Source organism: Pantoea sp. GABEPS69 (assembly GCF_045780835.1).
In the GTDB taxonomy this organism is placed as follows: domain Bacteria; phylum Pseudomonadota; class Gammaproteobacteria; order Enterobacterales; family Enterobacteriaceae; genus Pantoea; species Pantoea septica.
In genome coordinates, this window is sequence record NZ_CP118618.1 from 2160417 (window position 1) to 2178025 (window position 17609).

Here is a 17609-nt window from a genome sequence, read left to right on the forward strand (position 1 = left end):
GGCATGGTAAAACGTTTTATCATCTTTTCACCTCGATTTGCCGTTACTTTCTTTCCAGGAGAAAATATGTTCGCTCCACTTCCGCGCCTGTCGCTCTGGGAGTTTTTTCAAAGTCTGGGCAAGACCTTTATGCTGCCCGTCGCCCTGCTGTCGTTTTGCGGCATTATGCTCGGCATCGGCAGCTCGCTCAGCAGCCGCGACGTGCTGACGCTGATCCCGCTGCTGGACCAGCCGCTGCTGCAGCATCTGTTTGTCTGGATGGCGGCCACCGGCGCCTTCGCCTTCCGCTTTCTTCCGGTGATGTTCGCCATTGCCATCCCGCTCGGCATGGCGCGCGAGAATAAAGGCGTTGCCGCCTTCGCCGGGTTTGTCGGCTATACGGTGATGAACCTCAGCACCAACTTCTGGCTCACGATGAAAGGCATTTTACCCACCAGCGATGCTGCGCTGCTGAAGGCCAACAATGTGCAGTCGGTGCTGGGCATCCAGGCGATCGACACCGGCATCCTTGGCGCGGTGATTGTCGGCGTGGTGGTGTTCTGGCTGCATGAGCGCTTCCACACTATCCGGCTGCCGGACGCGCTGGCTTTTTTCGGCGGCACGCGCTTCGTTCCCATTATTACTTTGCTGGTCACCGGCCTGCTCGGCCTGGCGGTGCCGCTGATCTGGCCTTTCTTCGCGCGCGGCATCGCCGGGCTCGGCTGGATGATTAACGGCGCAGGCGACTTTGGCCCGATGCTGTTCGGCACCGGCGAACGCCTGCTGCTGCCGTTTGGGTTGCAGCATATTCTGGTGGCGATTATTCGCTTTACCGACGCGGGCGGCACCATGGAGGTATGCGGCAAAAGCGTCAGCGGCGCGCTGACCATTTTCCAGGCGCAGCTCGCCTGCCCGGAAGTGCAAGGCTTTTCGGAAAGCGCCACCCGCTTTCTCTCGCAGGGAAAAATGCCCGCGTTTCTCGGCGGCCTGCCGGGCGCGGCGCTCGCCATCTACCACTGCGCCCGGCCGGAGAATCGCCACAAGATTAAAGGCCTGCTGATTTCCGGCGTGGTGGCCTGCGTGGTCGGCGGCACCACCGAGCCGATCGAGTTCCTGTTTCTGTTTGTCGCGCCGGCGCTCTACCTGCTGCACGCGCTGCTCACCGGGCTCGGCTTTACGCTGATGGCGGTGCTCGGCGTCACCATCGGCAATACTGACGGCAATATCATCGATTTTGTGGTGTTCGGCATCCTGCACGGCCTCGCCACCAAATGGTACTGGGTGCCGGTCGCCGCCGCGCTGTGGTTCGCCGGCTACTATGCACTGTTCCGTTTCGCCATCATTCGCTTCAATATCGCCACGCCAGGGCGTGAAAAAGAGAGCGGCGTCGAGCGGCAGGTGAGCCGCGCCGGCGCGGGCAAATCGGGCTATAACGCGCCCGCTATCCTCGAGGCGCTGGGCGGCGTGGAGAATATCAGTTCGCTGGATAACTGCCTGACCCGCCTGCGCCTGCGCATCGTCGATATGAGCAAGGTCGATGACGCCGCGCTCAAGGCCAATGGCGCCATCGGCGTGGTGCACCTCAGCCCGGTTACGCTGCAGGTGGTGATCGGACCCCAGGTGCAGTCCGTTAAGGAAGAGCTGGCGTCGCTGATGAACGTGACGGTGTAACGCATATGAGAGAACAGTTCGATTTCGATCAGGTTATCGACCGGCGCGGCAGCTACTGCACCCAGTGGGATTTTGTCGCCGATCGCTTTGGCGCGCCGGATCTGCTGCCCTTCACTATTTCGGATATGGATTTCGCCGTCGCGCCCGCTATTCGCGCGGCGCTGCAGCAACGGCTCGACCACGGCGTGTTCGGCTACAGCCGCTGGCAGCATAGCGACTTTCTCTCGGCGGTTTGCCACTGGATGCAGACGCGATTCCATACAACGCCTGATGAGAGCACGCTGGTCTACGCCCCGTCGGTGATCTATATGGTGGCGCAGATGGTACGCCGCTGGACCGCGCCAGGCGACGAAGTGCTGATCCATACGCCCGCCTACGACGCCTTTTATGCCTTGTTGACTTCCAGTCAACGACAGATTCTGACGCAGCCGCTGCAGCGCGACGTCCACGCCTGGCGCTGCGATATGCAGGCGCTGGAGCAGCAGCTCGCCCGGCCGCGCTGCAAAGTGATGCTGCTCTGCAGCCCGCACAACCCTACCGGCAAGGTCTGGACGCGCGACGAGCTGACGCAGATGGCGGCCCTGTGCGAGCGTTATCAGGTCCGCGTGATCAGCGATGAAATCCATATGGATATGGTCATGGCTGATGTTGTGCATTTGCCCTGGAGTGAAGTGGCGCGCAGCGACTGGGTGCTGTTTACCTCGGCATCGAAGAGTTTTAACGTGCCGGCGCTGACCGGCGCGTGGGGAATGATTCCTGACCCTGGCGATCGCCAGGCGTTGCTACGCCAGATGAAAGCGGCGGACGGCCTCTCTTCCCCTGCGGTTCTCGCCGTCGCGGCGCACATCGCCGCCTATCGCCACGGCGCGCCCTGGCTCGACGCGCTGCGCGACTATCTGCGGGCGAATATGCAGTGGATAGCGCAGCAGCTCAACGGCGCCTTTCCGCAGCTTGGCTGGCAGCCGCCGCAGGCGACCTATCTGGCGTGGATCGATCTCAACCCGCTCGGCGTCGACGAGGCGGCGCTACAGCAGCAGCTTATCCAGCGGCAAAAAGTGGCGATGATGCCTGGATCTACCTACGGCGACGCAAGCCGGGGCTTTCTGCGTCTTAACGCCGGCTGTCCGCGCAGCAAGCTGGAGGATGGCGTGGGCCGCCTAATCGCGGCGCTGCACGCGCTCGGGGCGTGACAACGGGCGGCTGAAGCCGCCCTTTCGCTTACTATGCCAGCAGTTGCGGCGCGGGTTGCGCAAAGGGCTCGCTATGTTGCGCAAGTTGTTTCTATAATGGTCTGCACTTTTATTCCTGTCAGAGAGTGCAGCATGTTCGATTCCAGCCTTCCCGTTACCGATATCCATCGCCATCTTGACGGCAACATCCGCGCGCAAACCATTCTGGATTTAGGCCGCCAGTTTAATCTCGCCCTGCCCGCCGCTACGCTGGAAGCGCTGCGTCCCCACGTTCAGGTCGTGGAAAACCAGCCCGATCTGGTGAGCTTCCTGAATAAGCTCGACTGGGGCGTTAAGGTGCTGGGCGATCTCGACGCCTGCCGCCGCATCGCGCTGGAAAATGTGGAAGATGCGGCGCGCGCCGGCATCCACTACGCCGAGCTGCGCTTCTCCCCGGGCTATATGGCGATGAACCATAACCTGCCGGTGGCGGGCGTGGTGGAAGCCGTTATCGACGGGATTAAAGCGGGCTGTCAGAAATATAACGTCGACGTGCGCCTGATCGGTATTATGAGCCGCACCTTCGGCGACGAAGCCTGTCTGCGCGAGCTGGAAGGCTTGCTGGCGCACCGCGATCATATCACCGCCGTCGATCTGGCGGGCGACGAGCTGGGCTTTCCCGGCAGCGAGTTCCTGAGCCACTTTACTCAGGCGCGCGACGCCGGTTTCCGCGTCACGGTGCATGCGGGCGAAGCGGCCGGTCCGGAGAGCATCTGGCAGGCGATCCGCGAGCTGGGCGCCGAGCGTATCGGCCACGGCGTGAAGGCGATTGAAGACCGCGCGCTGATGGATTTCCTTGCCGAGCACCGCATCGGCATCGAATCCTGCCTGACCTCCAATATCCAGACCAGCACCGTCTCCTCGCTGGCGCACCATCCGCTGAAACAGTTCCTGGAGCACGGCATTCTGGCGACTATCAACACCGACGATCCGGCGGTTCAGGGCATTGAGCTGGCGCACGAGTATCAGCACGCCGCGCCCGCCGCCGGGCTGAGCGCCGCGCAGATCCGCCAGGCGCAGGAGAACGGTTTGACCATCGCCTTCCTGAGCGACGCCGAGAAAACCGCTATCCGCAATAAAGTGCAGGCGTAAAAAAGGCCGCGCAGGCGGCCTTAGCTTGTTAGTAATGTGCTGACGCAGGTGACATAGCCCGATCGCAAAGACGCAAAAACGCCATCCCTGGCGGCTCGGCCCGCGCAGTCCCTTGCGCGGGACGCTTTGCTCTTCGGGCTATGTCACCCGCGTTTTGAGTTTCCAGTCGTCTGCGGGCGGGCGACGGCTTTATATATCGCAGTAAACCTTTTCTCGTTACTTCAGCGAGAGCGTCTGGCGCTTCTCCGCCGATTGCAGGCCCAGCTCGATCAGCTCCATCACCTGGATCGCCTCTTCCGCCGTCACCGGATTGTTGCCGCGCCCGCTAATCGCGTCGCGCACCGCCGCATAGTAGGCAGGATAGTTGCCCGGCTGCGTCATCAGCGTCTCTTCCTTGACGCCTTCGCCCTCGGCCAGCGTCAGCACGCCGTCGCGCATATCGTAGCCCCAGTCCTCGGCCGGCGGAAAATCGCCCGCCTTCAGCCGATCTTCCTGCGGATCCAGACCATATTTCACGTAGCTGCCGCGCGTGCCGTGCACCACGTAACGTGGCGACTCGGCCGCCACCAGCATGCTGGCATGCAGCACCACGCGACGCTGCGGATAGGTCAGCGTGGCGTGGAAGTAGTCGGTGGTCTGCGCGCCAGGACGCATCTCCGCCATATCGACGTTGATGGCAACCGGCGCGCCGAACAGCTGTAGCGCCTGATCGAGCAGATGCGGCCCCAAATCGTACCAGATGCCGCTGCCGGCGCCTTTCATCTCGCGCCAGCGCTGACGCACTTCCGGGCGGAAGCGGTCGAAATGCGATTCAAAATAGCGCACTTCGCCCAGCGTGCCCTCTTTCAGCAGCTGTTTCAGCGTCAGGAAATCGCTGTCCCAGCGGCGGTTATGGAACACGGAAAGCAGCAGGCCTTTGGCCTTGGCCAGCGCTTCCAGCTCGCGCGCCTGTGACAACGTCACGGTAAAGGGCTTATCTACGACCACATGCTTGCCGGCGTTCAGCGCAGCTTTGGCCAGCGGAAAGTGGGTATCGTTGGGCGTCGGGATCACGATCAGCTGCAGCGACGGGTCCTCTAACAGCGCCTGAGGATCGGCCACCACTTTTACCTGCTGCCAGTCAGCGTGCACTTTCCCTTCGTCGCTACTGGAGATGGCGGCCAGCTCGACGTCCGGCGTGCCCGCAATCAGCGGCGCGTGAAACGTCTTGCTCGCGAAGCCGTACCCTATCAGTCCAACACGAAGTTTGTCGCTCATTATCACTCCTCTTATTCGCATACCCGACTGATTTAAGACCATAGCGTCGGTTAGAACAAGCAGGAATCCCCCGAAAAATCAGGAGATAGCACTCTGCGCCATCGGCCAGGGCGTTTCCGCGAGCAAGGTATCCTGCGCATCCTGATTGCGACGACGAAAATCGCTGGGGCTGACGCCGACCCGTTTGCGGAACACGCGTGAAAAGTAGAGCTGGTCGTCATAGCCTACTTCGCGCCCGACGCTGGCGATCGGCTCCTGCGTGGTTTGCAGCAGCAGCTTGGCGCGGATGACGCGCTGGTCTTCGCGCCAGCGCAGCAGATTAACGCCCATCTGTTCGCGGAACAGGTGCGCCAGGCGCGACGGGGACAGGCAGACGTGGCGCGCTACCTCTTCTATCTTCACCTCGCTGGCAAGATGGTTGGTGACGTACTGGCAGGCTTCGATGATGCGCGGGTCGCGCACCTGCTGATGGCTGCGCGGATCTTCCTCTACCGCACGCAGCAGCAGGCGCTCCAGCAGATTCATCGCCAGCTCTTCGGCGAAGCGGCGGCCGGAGTTGTGGGTTTGCTCGATGCTGGCGAACAGGCGGTCGAACTCGGTGCGCAGCGTTTCATTAAGATGCAGTCGCCCGACGCCTTCACGCGCGTCCTGCCACTGCAGCCAGTCGTTCCAGTAGGCGCGCGGGCGGAAGTAGACCCAGCGGTGATGCCACTCCGGGCTGTCCGAGGCGCGCCCGTAGTAGTGCGGCGTTTTCGGCTGAAACAGCAGCATATCGCCCGGCAGGCAGTCAAAGCCGTTTTCGCCGTCGAACACCCGGCCCTTGCCTTTAATCGTGAGGTTAAGAATGAAGCCTTTCATGCCGTGCGGACGGTCAATAAAAAAATCGAGCGGACCGTCGGCCGCAATCGGCGTCAGCCCGGCGACCAGCCAGGCATTGAAGGGATAACCGGGCAACAGAGGATTTTGCTGCGCCGCTGTGGATTCACGGTGGTACATAACGTCCTCACTCAGTCAGGGTTAAACAGAGCGCGGCGCCGGGGCGCCGCCTCTTTATGCCGTCAGGCTTTATGCTTTTGTTTGTAGCGGTCGAAAATCACCGCCGCTAACAGTATCAGACCACGCACCACGTACTGTGAGAATGGCGAGATATTCAGTAAATTCATCGCATTTTCAACGGTGCCGAGGATCAGCACGCCCGCCACCACATAGGAGATTTTGCCGATGCCGCCCTTCAGCGAGACGCCGCCCAGCACGCAGGCGGAGATCACCACCAGCTCATAGCCCAGCGAGGTCATCGGCTGGCCGCTGGTCATGCGCGAGGCGAGAATAATGCCCGCCGCCGCCGACACCAGCCCGGAGAGAATAAAGATGATGATGCGGGTGCGCACCACCGGCACGCCCGCCAGCCGCGCCGCCTCTTCATTGCCGCCGATCGCCAGCGTGTTGCGGCCAAAGGTGGTTTTGTTGAGCAGGAAGCCGAAAATCAGCATGGTGGCGATGGTGAGCCAGATCGGCGCAGGCACGCCGAGCCAGTTGGCGAAGCCGAGGGTAAAGAAACGTTCATCTTCGATGCCGACCGCCTTGCCGTCGGAGAAGATATAGGCCAGGCCGCGCACGATCTGCATGGTCGCCAGCGTGGTGATCAGGGCGTTGATTTTCAGACGCGCAATCACAAAGCCGTTAACAAAGCCGGTGGCGACGCCGATCAGCAGACCGGCGAAGACGCCGATCCACAGGCTCTCTGTCATGTTGATCACCACCGCGGCGACCACGCCCGCGCAGGCGATCACCGAGGCGACCGACAGGTCGAAATCGCCGGAGGCGAGGCAGAACAGCATGCCGCACGCCACCATGCCCGACATCGACATCGCCAGGCCCAGCCCTTTCATATTGATAAAGGAGCCGAAGTTAGGCACGAACACGGCGCAGGCGACGAACAGCAGCGCGAACACCACCAGCATGCCGAAGTTATCCCAGATACGCCCGAAGCGCATGCCGCTGCGCTGCTGCACCGGCGGCGTACCTGAAGTTGTGGATGAAGACATAATATTTTCCTCTGTCAGGCCACAGCGGCCGCTTGGGTGGTTTTAGGCATCGCCAGGCTCAGCGTCTGCTGCTCCGTGGCGGCGTCATGCAGCAGTTCGCCGGCGATGGCGCCTTCGCGCATCACCACGATGCGGTCGGCCAGGCCCATCACTTCCGGCAGATCGCTGGAGGCGAACAGCACCGCGATGCCTTTGCTCGCCAGCTGATAGATCAGGTTATAGATCTCATGCTTGGCGCCGACGTCGATGCCGCGCGTCGGCTCGTCCAGCAGGATCACCTTCATCTCTTCCGACAGCCAGCGGCCGAGAATCGCCTTCTGCTGGTTGCCGCCGGAGAGATTCATGATCAGCTGCTCGGCGTGAGGCGTTTTGATATTGAGCGAGCGAATATGGCTGTCGGCGTTGCGGGTCTCCCACTGATTTTTAATCAGGCAGCCGGCGGTCAGGTTGTGACGTCGCGCGCTGATATTGATGTTGTCGCGCACCGAGTGCACCGGGATGATCCCTTCGGCTTTGCGATCTTCGGGACAAAGCATTACGCCGGCGCGGATCGCGTCGATCGGCTCGCGCAGCTTCAGCACCTCGCCGTCCAGCAGAATGCGGCCGCCGCGCAGCCGGGTCGCGCCGAAGATGCCCTTCATCAGTTCGCTGCGTCCGGCGCCCACCAGCCCGAACAGGCCGACGATTTCACCGGCGCGCACTTCAAGCGAGACAGGCTCGCGCACGCCCTTCGCCTCGACCTTCTCCAGCACCAGGCGCACCGGCCCGTGCGGACGCGGCGTATAGCCGTAGATATCGCCAAGGTTGCGTCCCACCATCGCCTGCACCAGATCGTCATGATGGGTGTTGGCCATATCGGTAAAGGTGCGCACGTAGCGGCCATCTTTAAATACGGTAATGGCGTCGCTGAGGGCAAAGATCTCCTCCATGCGGTGCGAGACGTAGAGCACCACGCGCCCTTCCGCGCGCAGCTGGCGGATCACGCGGAACAGGTTTTCGATTTCGCGCGCCGACAGCGAGCTGGTTGGCTCGTCAAAGGCGATAATGCGCGCGTTGCGCGCCAGCGCCTTGGCAATCTCCACCATCTGCCACTGGCCGAGGGAGAGATATTTCAGCGGCATATCGGGATCGATATCCATGCCGAGGTTTTTCAGCTGCAGGCCCGCTTCGTAGCGCAGCACCTTGCGGTTCACCAGGCCGCGCTTGTGCGGGATCTGACCGAGGTAGATGTTCTCCGCCACGCTCATCTCCGGCACCAGATGCAGCTCCTGGTAGATAATGGCGACGCCGGCATCCAGCGCCTCGCTGGTATGTTGAAAACTAACCGGCTCGCCTTTAATGCGGATTTCGCCGCCGCTGGGCTGATAGCTGCCGCTGAGAATTTTCAGCAGCGTCGATTTGCCCGCGCCGTTCTCGCCCATCAGGGCGTGCACTTCGCCGCCGCGACAGTCGAACGAGATATCCTGCAGCGCCTTAACGCCGGGAAACGTCTTGCTGATGCCATGAAACGACAGAAAGGTTGGCTCGCTATTCATGGTAACTCCTCTGGTTTACCGTAAAGGTGCCGCCGCGCAGGCGGCGGCACGGTACGCGGGTTTACATCAACCCTTTCTTCGCCAGTTCGTTTTTGAAGTTGTCGCGGGTAATCAGCACCACGTCGGTGACTTCGGTGAATTTCGGCGGCTCCGCCCCTTTGCTCACCCACTCATAAAGCATCTGGCTGCTCTTGTAGCCGTGTACGTCCGGGCTGGGCAGCAGCGAGCCGTAGAAGCCGGTCGCTTTGTCTTTCGACAGTTCGCTGATGGCGTCGACGCCGTTGATGCCGATGCCAATCACGTCCGCCGCCTTAAAGCCCTGGCCTTCGGTGGCGCGCACGCCGCCCAGCACGGTGTTGTCGTTCATGCCGACGATCAGCCAGTGTTTCACTTCCGGATGCTGCACCAGCAGCGAGTTGCCGGCGTCAAACGCGCCAGGAATATCGTTGGATTTGGTCGGCACCTGATAGATCTGCGCCGCCGGGAAGCCGGCCGCTTTCAGCGCATCCATCGATCCGCCGGTGCGGCGGCGCGCGGTATCGAGCTCGTTGGCGGTAATCGCCATCACGCCAGTTTCTTTGGCGTTCCAGCCGCGCTTCTGCATCTCTTTATAGAGTTCCTGCCCCTGACGCTCGCCGATTTTGGTGGCGGCCATCATCACCAGCGGCACGCTGTCCATCGGCTTGCCTTTGGCGTTGACGAACTGGTCGTCGACGGCGATCACCTTCAGATCGTAGCCGCGCGCCTTGGCGACGATAGCGGAGCCGAGTTTAGGATCGGGGGTACAGATGACGAAGCCCTTCGCGCCGCTGGCGGCCAGGCTGTCGATGGCGTTCAGGGTCTTCTCGCCGTCGGGAATGGCGATTTTGATCACTTCAAAGCCTAAATCCTTACCGGCTTTGTCCGCGAATTTCCATTCGGTCTGGAACCAGGGTTCTTCAGGCTGCTTAACGAGAAAACCCAGCTTCATGGTTTCGGCGATAGCGGAATGTGACATAACCGCTGCCAGGCCGATGGCCGCGAACGCTTTAGTGAATTTATGCATGATGCTCTCCGGAGCCAGGGTGTTTTTCCCTGCTGTTAACGAATCGGTGTAAACGCTACCAGTCAATTTTCTTTTTTGGGTACAGATGAAAATCAGCGCGTTAGACGGGCGAATGAGTAAAGCCTGTGCAAACGCTGGGCTAGTTGTAGCGGGAAAGGCGATGAAAAATGTAGAGCGGTATCACACCCTGAAATCACGACAAAATGTTCCATATATTCAGCAATTTTAACCGACCGGTAACTTTTGTCGGCGATCACAAAACTGCTGCCCATGACAGAAAAGTGCATATTCTCAGCGATTGGGGAATAACGTTTCCTGCGCCGCCGCCACAGGATAAGAGTCGATTATTCATAACAGGAGATTTCCGATGCGTGCTGGAGCCATCACTCTGGGCCTCGACTTTGGCAGTGATTCGGTGCGTGCGCTGGCGGTAGACTGCGACAGCGGCAGCGAGCTGAAAACCGCCGTCGTAAACTACTCGCGCTGGCAGCAGGGACTGTACAGCGATCCTCATACCAACCGCTTCCGCCACCATCCGCTGGACTACATCGAGGCGATGGAAAAGGCGCTGCTGGGCGTGCTTGACGCGCTGACGCCTGCGCAACGTGACAGCGTCACGGGAATCGGCGTCGATACCACCGGTTCGACGCCTGCTCCCATCGACCGCGACGGCAACGTGCTGGCGCTGCGTCCCGACTTTGCCGATAACCCCAACGCCATGTTTGTGCTGTGGAAAGACCACACGGCGATTGAAGAGGCGGAAGCGATTAACCAGCTCTGCCGCAGCGGGCGCTTTACCGACTACAGCCGCTATATTGGCGGCATCTACTCGTCTGAGTGGTTCTGGGCGAAAATTCTGCACGTCTCGCGCGCCGACGCCGCAGTGCGCGATGCCGCCGTGTCATGGGTTGAGCTGTGCGACTGGGTGCCGGCGCTGCTGAGCGGCACCACCGCCCCGGCCAGCCTGCGCCGCAGCCGCTGCGCCGCCGGACATAAGGCGCTGTGGCATCCCGACTGGCAGGGACTGCCCGACCCCGACTTTCTTAACGCGCTCGACCCGCTGCTGACCCAGCAGCTCGACTCGCCGCTGTTCCACGACACCTGGACCGCCGATGTTCCGGTCGGCACGCTGAGCGCCGACTGGGCGCAGCGGCTCGGCCTGAAGCAGACCGTCACCATCGCCGGCGGCGCGTTCGACTGCCATATGGGCGCCGTCGGCGCAGGCGCGCAGCCCTATACGCTGGTGAAAGTGATCGGCACCTCTACCTGCGACATCCTGATCGCCGATGCAGAACAGGTCGGCGATCGCGCCATTAGAGGCATCTGCGGCCAGGTCGACGGCAGCGTCATGCCGGGCGCCATCGGCTGCGAAGCGGGCCAGTCGGCGTTCGGCGATATTTACGCCTGGTTCAGCCGCCTGCTCGGCTGGCCGCTGCAGCAGGCGGCGGCGCAGCACCCTGAACTTCAGCCGCAGCTGGCTGAGCTGCAGCGCAACCTGATCCGCCAGCTGACCGAAGCTTGGGCTGCCGATCCGCAGCTGGATCATCTGCCGGTGGTGCTCGACTGGTTCAACGGTCGCCGCACCCCCAACGCCAACCAGCGCCTGAAAGGGGTCATCACCGATCTGAATCTCGGCACCGACGCACCCGCGCTGTTCGGCGGCCTGATCGCCGCCACCGCCTTCGGCGCGCGCGCCATTATGGAGTGCTTCGAACAGCAGCAGATCCCGGTCGAGAACATCCTGACGCTGGGCGGCATCGCGCGCAAATCCCCCGCCATCATGCAGGCGTGCTGCGACGTAATGAACCGTCCGCTGGATATCGTCGCCTCCGACGAGTGCTGTGCGCTGGGCGCGGCGATCTTCGCCGCCGTCGCCGCGGGCGTTTACGCCTCGGTGCCCGAGGCGCAGAAAGCGATGGCCAGCCCGATTGCCGTCACGCTACAGCCCGACGCCGCGCGAGTCGCGCGCTATCAGCAGCTTTACGAACGTTATCAACTCTGGTGCGCGGCGGCTGAGCCGCAGTATGCGTCGCGCCCCGCCAACGCTAATTAAGGAGTGGTTTTATGGATCAGTACAACGCGCACAGCGTATGGTTTGTGATTGGCACCCAGCATCTTTACGGCGCGGAAACCCTCCGTCAGGTAGAAGAGCACGCGCGCCAGGTGGTCGACGGCCTCAACGCCTCTTCCGCCTTGCCGCTGAAGCTGGTGATTAAGCCACTGGTAAAATCGCCGGATGAAGCGCTGGCGCTCTGCCGCGACGCCTGCCACGACGACAGCTGCGTCGGCATCATCACCTGGCTGCACACCTTCTCGCCCGCCAAAATGTGGATCGGCGGGCTCAGCGTGCTGAACAAGCCGCTGCTGCAGTTCCATACCCAGTTCAACGCGGAGATCCCGTGGGACAGCATGGATATGGACTTTATGAACCTGAACCAGACCGCGCACGGCGGCCGCGAGTTCGGCTTTATCGGCGCGCGCATGGGGCTGCAGCACAGCGTGATCACCGGCCACTGGCAGGATGCGGCGAGCCAACAGCGCATCGGCAACTGGATGCGCGCCGCCTTTGCGAAGCAGAGCAGCCAGCAGCTGAAAGTGGCGCGCTTTGGCGACAATATGCGCGAAGTGGCGGTTACCGAAGGGGATAAAGTCGCGGCGCAGATCCAGTTCGGCTACGCGGTCAACGGCTGGGGTGTCGGCGATCTGGTCGAGGTGATTAATCAGGTAAGCGACGGCGAGGTCAACGCGCTGATCGACGAGTATGAAAGCCTCTATCGCTTCAGCGACGTGGCGGCCAGCGGCGGCGAGAAGCGCCAGAACGTGCTTGACGCGGCGCGTATCGAGATCGGCATCAAGCGCTTCCTCGACGACGAGGGCTGCAAAGCCTTCACCACCAATTTCCAGACGCTGCACGGCATGACGCAGCTTCCCGGTCTGGCGGTGCAGCGCCTGATGGGCCAGGGCTACGGTTTCGCTGGCGAAGGCGACTGGAAAACCGCCGCGCTGCTGCGCATTTTCAAAGTGCTGGCGGGCGACCGTCCCGGCGGCACCTCCTTTATGGAGGATTACACCTATCACTTCTCGCCCGGCAACGATCTGGTATTAGGCTCGCATATGCTGGAAGTCTGCCCCTCTATCGCCAAAGAGGAGAAGCCGCTGATCGACGTGCAGTTCCTCGGCATCGGCGGCAAAGCCGATCCGGCGCGCCTGATCTTCTCTACCCCGGCCGGCCGCGCGGTCAACGCCAGCGTGATCGATATGGGTGACCGTTTCCGCCTGCTGGTGAACGTGGTAGACGCGATTGAGCAGCCAAAGCCGCTGCCGAAGCTGCCGGTCGCGCGCGCGCTGTGGCGTGTCCAGCCGTCGCTGGCCACCGCGTCGGAGGCCTGGATTCTGGGCGGCGGCGCGCATCATACGGTGTTCAGCCAGGCGCTGACGCTGGAGGATATGTATCTCTACGGCGAGATGAACGACATCGAAGTGCTGGTGATCGATGAGCATACGCGACTGCCGGCCTTTAAAGACGCGCTGCGCTGGAATGAGGTGTATTACCGTTCGAAGCGCTAGGCCGTAGGTTGTGGTTTGATAGAAATCAGCGCCGACTTTTTAAAGTCGGCGCTGTTGTTTAAGAAAGACCGTGCTGCCCAGTCGGGAAGATGGGCAGTTCCGTGAAGACGGCGTAAATCCATCCCTGGAGCCTCGGCCTCGCCATCCCTGGCTCGGACGCTTCACTCCACTGCCCATCCTCCCTCCTTTATGAAACTCTGTGCGGTTTGTTTAAATAGCCATGAAAAGGCTAATTCCTGTAGGTAAATTCAGTTCCAGGAGCAAAGCGTCCGAGACATGGACAAAAACGCCGGGAGCGTTTTCAACAGCGCGTAGCATTGACCCATTTGTGGGCGAGCCCGACCGGCATGAATACGGTGGTTTAAACAGCCATAAAAATGTCCTTACGTGGAAGGGGGTTCTGCCCGGAGAGCAAAGCGTCCGAGCCAGGATGGCCAGGCCGATCCGCATGGATGCGGGAATCCTTTGCGATCGGGCAGAACCCCCTTTCACGCCGCACGTTCTCACAGCCACACCGTCTTATCGCCTTACCTCACCTCTTCACCACTTCACCGCATGACATTCTCGCCGCCACGCCGCCTCATCCTCCGCCCCAATCACAACCAAAGAAAAAGCCGCCCGCAGGCGGCTTAACTCGATTCCGACCAGTCAGGTCGCTATGCGCTTCACCGGCGCATTCTTCTGCCGATCCCACATCACCGTCAGCAGACGCTGCAGCGCGATAAAGGCGAACAGCAAAATACCGATGGCGATCTTGGTCCACCAGGAGCTCAATGTGCCGTCGAAATTAATCCAGGTCTGAATCAGCCCCTGAATCAGCACGCCAAACAGCGTGCCCAGCACCGTCCCGACGCCGCCGGAGAGCAGCGTGCCGCCGATCACCACCGAGGCGATAGCATCCAGCTCGACGCCCAGCCCCGCCAGCGCATAGCCCGCTGAGGTATAAATCGAGAAAACGATACCCGCCAGCGTCGCCAGCGTGGTCGACAGCATATAAATGCGAATCGTAGTAGCACGCGTGGAGATACCCATCAGCTGCGCCGAGGTCACGTTGCCGCCGACCGCATAAACCTGATTGCCGAAGCGCGTACGGTGCGCCAGCAAAATGCCGCCCGCCACTACCAGCAGCATCACCAGCGCCAGCAAACTCAGACGACCGCCGCCCGGCACCTTCCACGCCAGGCTGGAGAGCGTGGCGTACAGCGGATGATCGATGGGAATCGAATTCTCCGACACCAGATAGCTACAGCCGCGCAGAAAAAACATCCCCGCCAGGGTAATAATAAACGCCGGGATCTTCAGCGCGTCGATCAGCCAGCCCATCATGGCGCCGAACAGCGCGCCGGCCGCCAGAATAATGGCGAACGCCAGCAGCGGATGAATATGCAAATCGCCGATGGCGCGCGCCAGAAACACGCCGGTAAAAGCGATCACCGCGCCCACCGACAGATCGATGCCGCCGGAGAGGATCACAAACGTCATGCCGACGGCGATAATGCCCAAAAAAGCGTTATCGGTCAGAATATTGCAGATCACGCGCGTCGAGGCGAAGCCGGGAAACTGGCTCAGACAGAACAGATAGCCGGCGACGAACACCAGCAGGGTAATCATCAGGGGAAGATGACGTTTAATCATTGAGGCCGTCTCCGTTTCAACATCGCCAGAAAGCGCGGCGACTGCAGCAGCAGCACGCCCATCACCACCACCGCCTTCACCACCTGATTCAGCTCCGGCGGAAAACCGGAAAGCAAAATGCCGGTATTCATCGCCTGAATAATCAGCGCGCCGATCAGCGACAGCACCAAACTAAAACGGCCGCCCATCAGCGAGGCGCCGCCAATCACCACCGCGAGAATCGCATCCAGCTCCAGCCACAGGCCGGCGTTATTGGCGTCCGCGCCGCGAATATCGGCGGTCACGATCAGGCCCGCTACCGCCGCGCACAGCCCGCTGATCACATAGGTAGACATCACCACCATCCAGCCGGTCACGCCCGCGTTGCGCGCGGCGCGCAGATTAATCCCCACCGCCTCGATAAACAGCCCGAGCGCGGTCTTACGCGTCAGCAGCCAGACCAGCACTGCCGCCGCGAGGGTAATCCACACCGGCACCGGCAGCAGCCACAGCGACCCGCTGCCCAGCCACCCGAGCGTCGCGCTGTCGAAAGTCACGATCTGACCTTGGGTAATCAGCTGCGCGATGCCGCGCCCCGCCACCATCAAAATCAGCGTGGCGACAAAAGGCTGGATGCGCAGCAGCGCCACCAGCACACCGTTCCAGAGCCCGCACAGCAGCCCGGCGCCCAGCGCGGAAAAAATCACCGTCGTGAGGCCATGGCCCGAAACCGTCAGGGTAGCGGCGGTCGCGCCCGCAATCGCCATCACCGCGCCGACCGACAGATCGATACCGCCGGTAGCGATCACCAGCGTCATGCCGATCGCCAGCAGCGCCACCGGCGCGGCGCGGTTAAGAATATCGATCGGGCTGCCGAACAGACGGCCGTCCTGCAGATGCACGGCAAAAAAATTATTCGCTACCAGGCTATCCACCAGCAGCACCAGAATTAGCGCGGCGATCTGCGGCAGACCCGGCGGCAGGCGAAACTTACGGCGTTCTGGCTTCGTCATATGGGATTCAAGCATGTTGTGCCCCTCCGTCCGCGATGGCGTTAACAATCGACGTCACCGAAAGCTGCTCAAGCGGGATCTCCGCCACCTGTTTCAGGTCGCGCATAATCACCACGCGATCGGCGTAGCCCACCAGCTCCTCCAGCTCGGAAGAGATCACCAGCAGAGCCAGGCCATCGGCGCACAGAGATTCGATCAGGCGAATAATCTCGGCGTGGGCGCCGACGTCGATGCCGCGCGTGGGTTCGTCCAGGATCAGAAACTGCGGTTTGGTCACCAGCCAGCGCGACAGCAGCACCTTCTGCTGATTGCCGCCGGAAAGCAGCTCCACCGGCTGATCGGCATGCGGCGTGCGGATGCCGAGGCTCTTGATAAAGCGCTCGGCAATCTCTTGCTGCTCGCGCCGCTTGATCGGCCGCAGCCAGCCGCGCTGCGCCTGCAGCGCCAGGATAATATTTTCGCGCACCGAGGCGGCGCCGATAATGCCGTCGGTCTTGCGATCCTCTGGACAAAACCCGATGCCGAGCCGCGACGCCTGCGCTGGCGAGCGGATCGTCTGAGGTTTGCCTTTAATAGTCGCGGTGCCGCGATCGGGCCGGCGAATGCCGAACAGCACCTCGGCGGTCTCGGTGCGGCCGGAGCCGAGCAGCCCAGCCAGGCCCACCACTTCCCCTGGACGCACCTCAAGGTCGAAAGGCTCGATGGTGCCCTTCTTGCCGTAGTCGCGGAACGACGCCACCGGCTGATTGCTGCGCAGCGTGCTGCCCTGGCGCTGCAGCGCGGTCTCCAGCAGATCGCGCCCCAGCATCAGCTTGATCAGCTCAATCTGCGGCAGCGTCGCGGTATCGCGCGTGGCGATAAACTGGCCGTTGCGCAGCACCGTAATGCGGTCGGTGATGCGGTAGACCTGATCGAGAAAGTGAGTGACGAAGATCAGGCTCATCCCTTTGGCGCGCAGCTGCGCCATCAGGGTAAAAAGCATCTCCACTTCGCTGGCGTCGAGGCTGGCGGTCGGCTCGTCGAGGATCAGCACCTGCGCCGAGAGATCGACCGCGCGGCAGATGGCGATAATCTGCTGCATCGCCACCGAGTAGTGCCCCAGCGGACGCGTTACGTCGAGAATAAAACCGTAATTGCGCATCAGCGCGTCGGCATCGCGCACCATCCTGCGGCGGTCCACCATGCCGAAGCGGCGCGGCTCGCGCCCGATAAACAGGTTGTCGGCCACCGACATATTCGGCAGCAGATTGACCTCCTGGTAAACGGTGCCGATGCCCATCTTTTGCGCATCGGCGGTGCTGCGCGGCGCAATGGTCTGCCCGTTCAGCGTCAGCGTGCCCGCGTCGCGGCTGTAGACCCCGGTCAGCACCTTAATCAGCGTCGACTTGCCTGCGCCGTTTTCGCCCAGCAGCGCCATGATCTCGCCTTTGCGCACGCTAAACGACACGTTATCCAGCGCCTTCACGCCGGGAAACCCTTTGCTGACGCCGCTGATGGTGAGCAGCGCATCGTCATTGTGCCTAATCATCTTGTCAGCCCCGCCTCAACAGATAAAAAGCCGC

At 61.7% G+C, this 17609-nt stretch carries 13 protein-coding genes; 5 read left to right on the forward strand and 8 right to left on the reverse strand.

Features of this window, described 5'->3' with window-relative positions; genetic code table 11:
* The first annotated feature begins 66 nt into the window (after positions 1-66).
* The 3 genes from malX to add all read left to right on the forward strand — a co-directional run bounded on the left by malX (position 67) and on the right by add (position 3971).
* Positions 67-1650, forward strand: coding sequence for a maltose/glucose-specific PTS transporter subunit IIBC (gene malX / locus PVE98_RS10620; protein ID WP_313619995.1), 1584 nt, complete (start codon positions 67-69; stop codon positions 1648-1650).
* A 5-nt stretch (positions 1651-1655) separates the two neighbouring features.
* Positions 1656-2840 carry a MalY/PatB family protein gene (locus PVE98_RS10625; RefSeq protein WP_096073088.1) on the forward strand — a complete coding sequence of 395 codons (1185 nt, stop codon included), beginning with the start codon at positions 1656-1658 and terminating at the stop codon, positions 2838-2840.
* 132 nt (positions 2841-2972) lie between these two features.
* Positions 2973-3971, forward strand: a complete 999-nt coding sequence (gene add, locus PVE98_RS10630; RefSeq protein WP_033747357.1) for an adenosine deaminase — start codon at positions 2973-2975, stop codon at positions 3969-3971.
* A 216-nt stretch (positions 3972-4187) separates the two neighbouring features.
* Here the strand turns inward: add and PVE98_RS10635 are convergent, their stop codons facing one another.
* From PVE98_RS10635 to PVE98_RS10655, 5 genes are all read right to left on the reverse strand, one after another.
* Positions 4188-5228: an oxidoreductase gene (locus PVE98_RS10635; RefSeq protein ID WP_096073087.1), complete on the reverse strand. Its 1041-nt coding sequence runs from the start codon at positions 5226-5228 to the stop codon at positions 4188-4190.
* 78 nt (positions 5229-5306) lie between these two features.
* On the reverse strand, positions 5307-6224 hold the full coding sequence (gene araC, locus PVE98_RS10640; protein WP_033747360.1) for an arabinose operon transcriptional regulator AraC: 918 nt from the start codon (positions 6222-6224) through the stop codon (positions 5307-5309).
* A 62-nt stretch (positions 6225-6286) separates the two neighbouring features.
* Complete coding sequence (araH, locus tag PVE98_RS10645; protein WP_033747362.1) at positions 6287-7273, reverse strand: L-arabinose ABC transporter permease AraH; 987 nt, start codon at positions 7271-7273, stop codon at positions 6287-6289.
* Between the two features lie 14 nt (positions 7274-7287).
* Complete coding sequence (gene araG, locus PVE98_RS10650; protein ID WP_033747363.1) at positions 7288-8808, reverse strand: L-arabinose ABC transporter ATP-binding protein AraG; 1521 nt, start codon at positions 8806-8808, stop codon at positions 7288-7290.
* Positions 8809-8869: 61 nt separating this feature from the next.
* On the reverse strand, positions 8870-9853 hold the full coding sequence (locus PVE98_RS10655; RefSeq protein WP_096073086.1) for an arabinose ABC transporter substrate-binding protein: 984 nt from the start codon (positions 9851-9853) through the stop codon (positions 8870-8872).
* A gap of 367 nt (positions 9854-10220) precedes the next feature.
* Here PVE98_RS10655 and PVE98_RS10660 point away from each other — a divergent pair, with 367 nt between their 5' ends.
* Together PVE98_RS10660 and araA are read left to right on the forward strand one after the other, a co-directional pair.
* Entirely contained in the window at positions 10221-11906 is a 1686-nt protein-coding gene (locus PVE98_RS10660) for a ribulokinase (protein WP_096073085.1), read from the forward strand.
* A gap of 11 nt (positions 11907-11917) precedes the next feature.
* A complete protein-coding gene (gene araA / locus PVE98_RS10665; protein ID WP_096073084.1) occupies positions 11918-13420 on the forward strand; it encodes an L-arabinose isomerase in 1503 nt (500 codons plus the stop codon).
* Between the two features lie 648 nt (positions 13421-14068).
* Here the strand turns inward: araA and yjfF are convergent.
* The 3 genes from yjfF to ytfR are packed head-to-tail and all read right to left on the reverse strand — an operon-like array spanning position 14069 to position 17575.
* Positions 14069-15055, reverse strand: a complete 987-nt coding sequence (yjfF, locus tag PVE98_RS10670) for a galactofuranose ABC transporter, permease protein YjfF (RefSeq protein ID WP_033747374.1) — start codon at positions 15053-15055, stop codon at positions 14069-14071.
* Positions 15052-16062 carry a galactofuranose ABC transporter, ATP-binding protein YtfT gene (gene ytfT / locus PVE98_RS10675; RefSeq protein WP_096073083.1) on the reverse strand — a complete coding sequence of 337 codons (1011 nt, stop codon included), beginning with the start codon at positions 16060-16062 and terminating at the stop codon, positions 15052-15054. The genes yjfF and ytfT overlap by 4 nt, the downstream gene beginning before the upstream one ends.
* Positions 16055-17575 (reverse strand): galactofuranose ABC transporter, ATP-binding protein YtfR, encoded by a 1521-nt coding sequence (gene ytfR / locus PVE98_RS10680; protein ID WP_096073082.1) that lies wholly within the window; start codon positions 17573-17575, stop codon positions 16055-16057. Before ytfR ends, ytfT begins: the two co-directional genes overlap by 8 nt.
* Positions 17576-17609 lie beyond the last annotated feature (34 nt).

Excerpts from the sequence above, each read along its gene's own strand:
- add (WP_033747357.1), top strand. The coding sequence starts at position 2,973 with ATGTTCGATTCCAGCCTTCCCGTTACCGATATCCATCGCCATCTTGAC.
- ytfT (WP_096073083.1), bottom strand. The coding sequence starts at position 16,062 with ATGCTTGAATCCCATATGACGAAGCCAGAACGCCGTAAGTTTCGCCTG.
- PVE98_RS10635 (WP_096073087.1), bottom strand. The coding sequence starts at position 5,228 with ATGAGCGACAAACTTCGTGTTGGACTGATAGGGTACGGCTTCGCGAGC.
- araC (WP_033747360.1), bottom strand. The coding sequence starts at position 6,224 with ATGTACCACCGTGAATCCACAGCGGCGCAGCAAAATCCTCTGTTGCCC.
- yjfF (WP_033747374.1), bottom strand. The coding sequence starts at position 15,055 with ATGATTAAACGTCATCTTCCCCTGATGATTACCCTGCTGGTGTTCGTC.
- PVE98_RS10625 (WP_096073088.1), top strand. The coding sequence starts at position 1,656 with ATGAGAGAACAGTTCGATTTCGATCAGGTTATCGACCGGCGCGGCAGC.
- PVE98_RS10655 (WP_096073086.1), bottom strand. The coding sequence starts at position 9,853 with ATGCATAAATTCACTAAAGCGTTCGCGGCCATCGGCCTGGCAGCGGTT.
- araA (WP_096073084.1), top strand. The coding sequence starts at position 11,918 with ATGGATCAGTACAACGCGCACAGCGTATGGTTTGTGATTGGCACCCAG.
- araH (WP_033747362.1), bottom strand. The coding sequence starts at position 7,273 with ATGTCTTCATCCACAACTTCAGGTACGCCGCCGGTGCAGCAGCGCAGC.
- PVE98_RS10660 (WP_096073085.1), top strand. The coding sequence starts at position 10,221 with ATGCGTGCTGGAGCCATCACTCTGGGCCTCGACTTTGGCAGTGATTCG.
- ytfR (WP_096073082.1), bottom strand. The coding sequence starts at position 17,575 with ATGATTAGGCACAATGACGATGCGCTGCTCACCATCAGCGGCGTCAGC.
- araG (WP_033747363.1), bottom strand. The coding sequence starts at position 8,808 with ATGAATAGCGAGCCAACCTTTCTGTCGTTTCATGGCATCAGCAAGACG.
- malX (WP_313619995.1), top strand. The coding sequence starts at position 67 with ATGTTCGCTCCACTTCCGCGCCTGTCGCTCTGGGAGTTTTTTCAAAGT.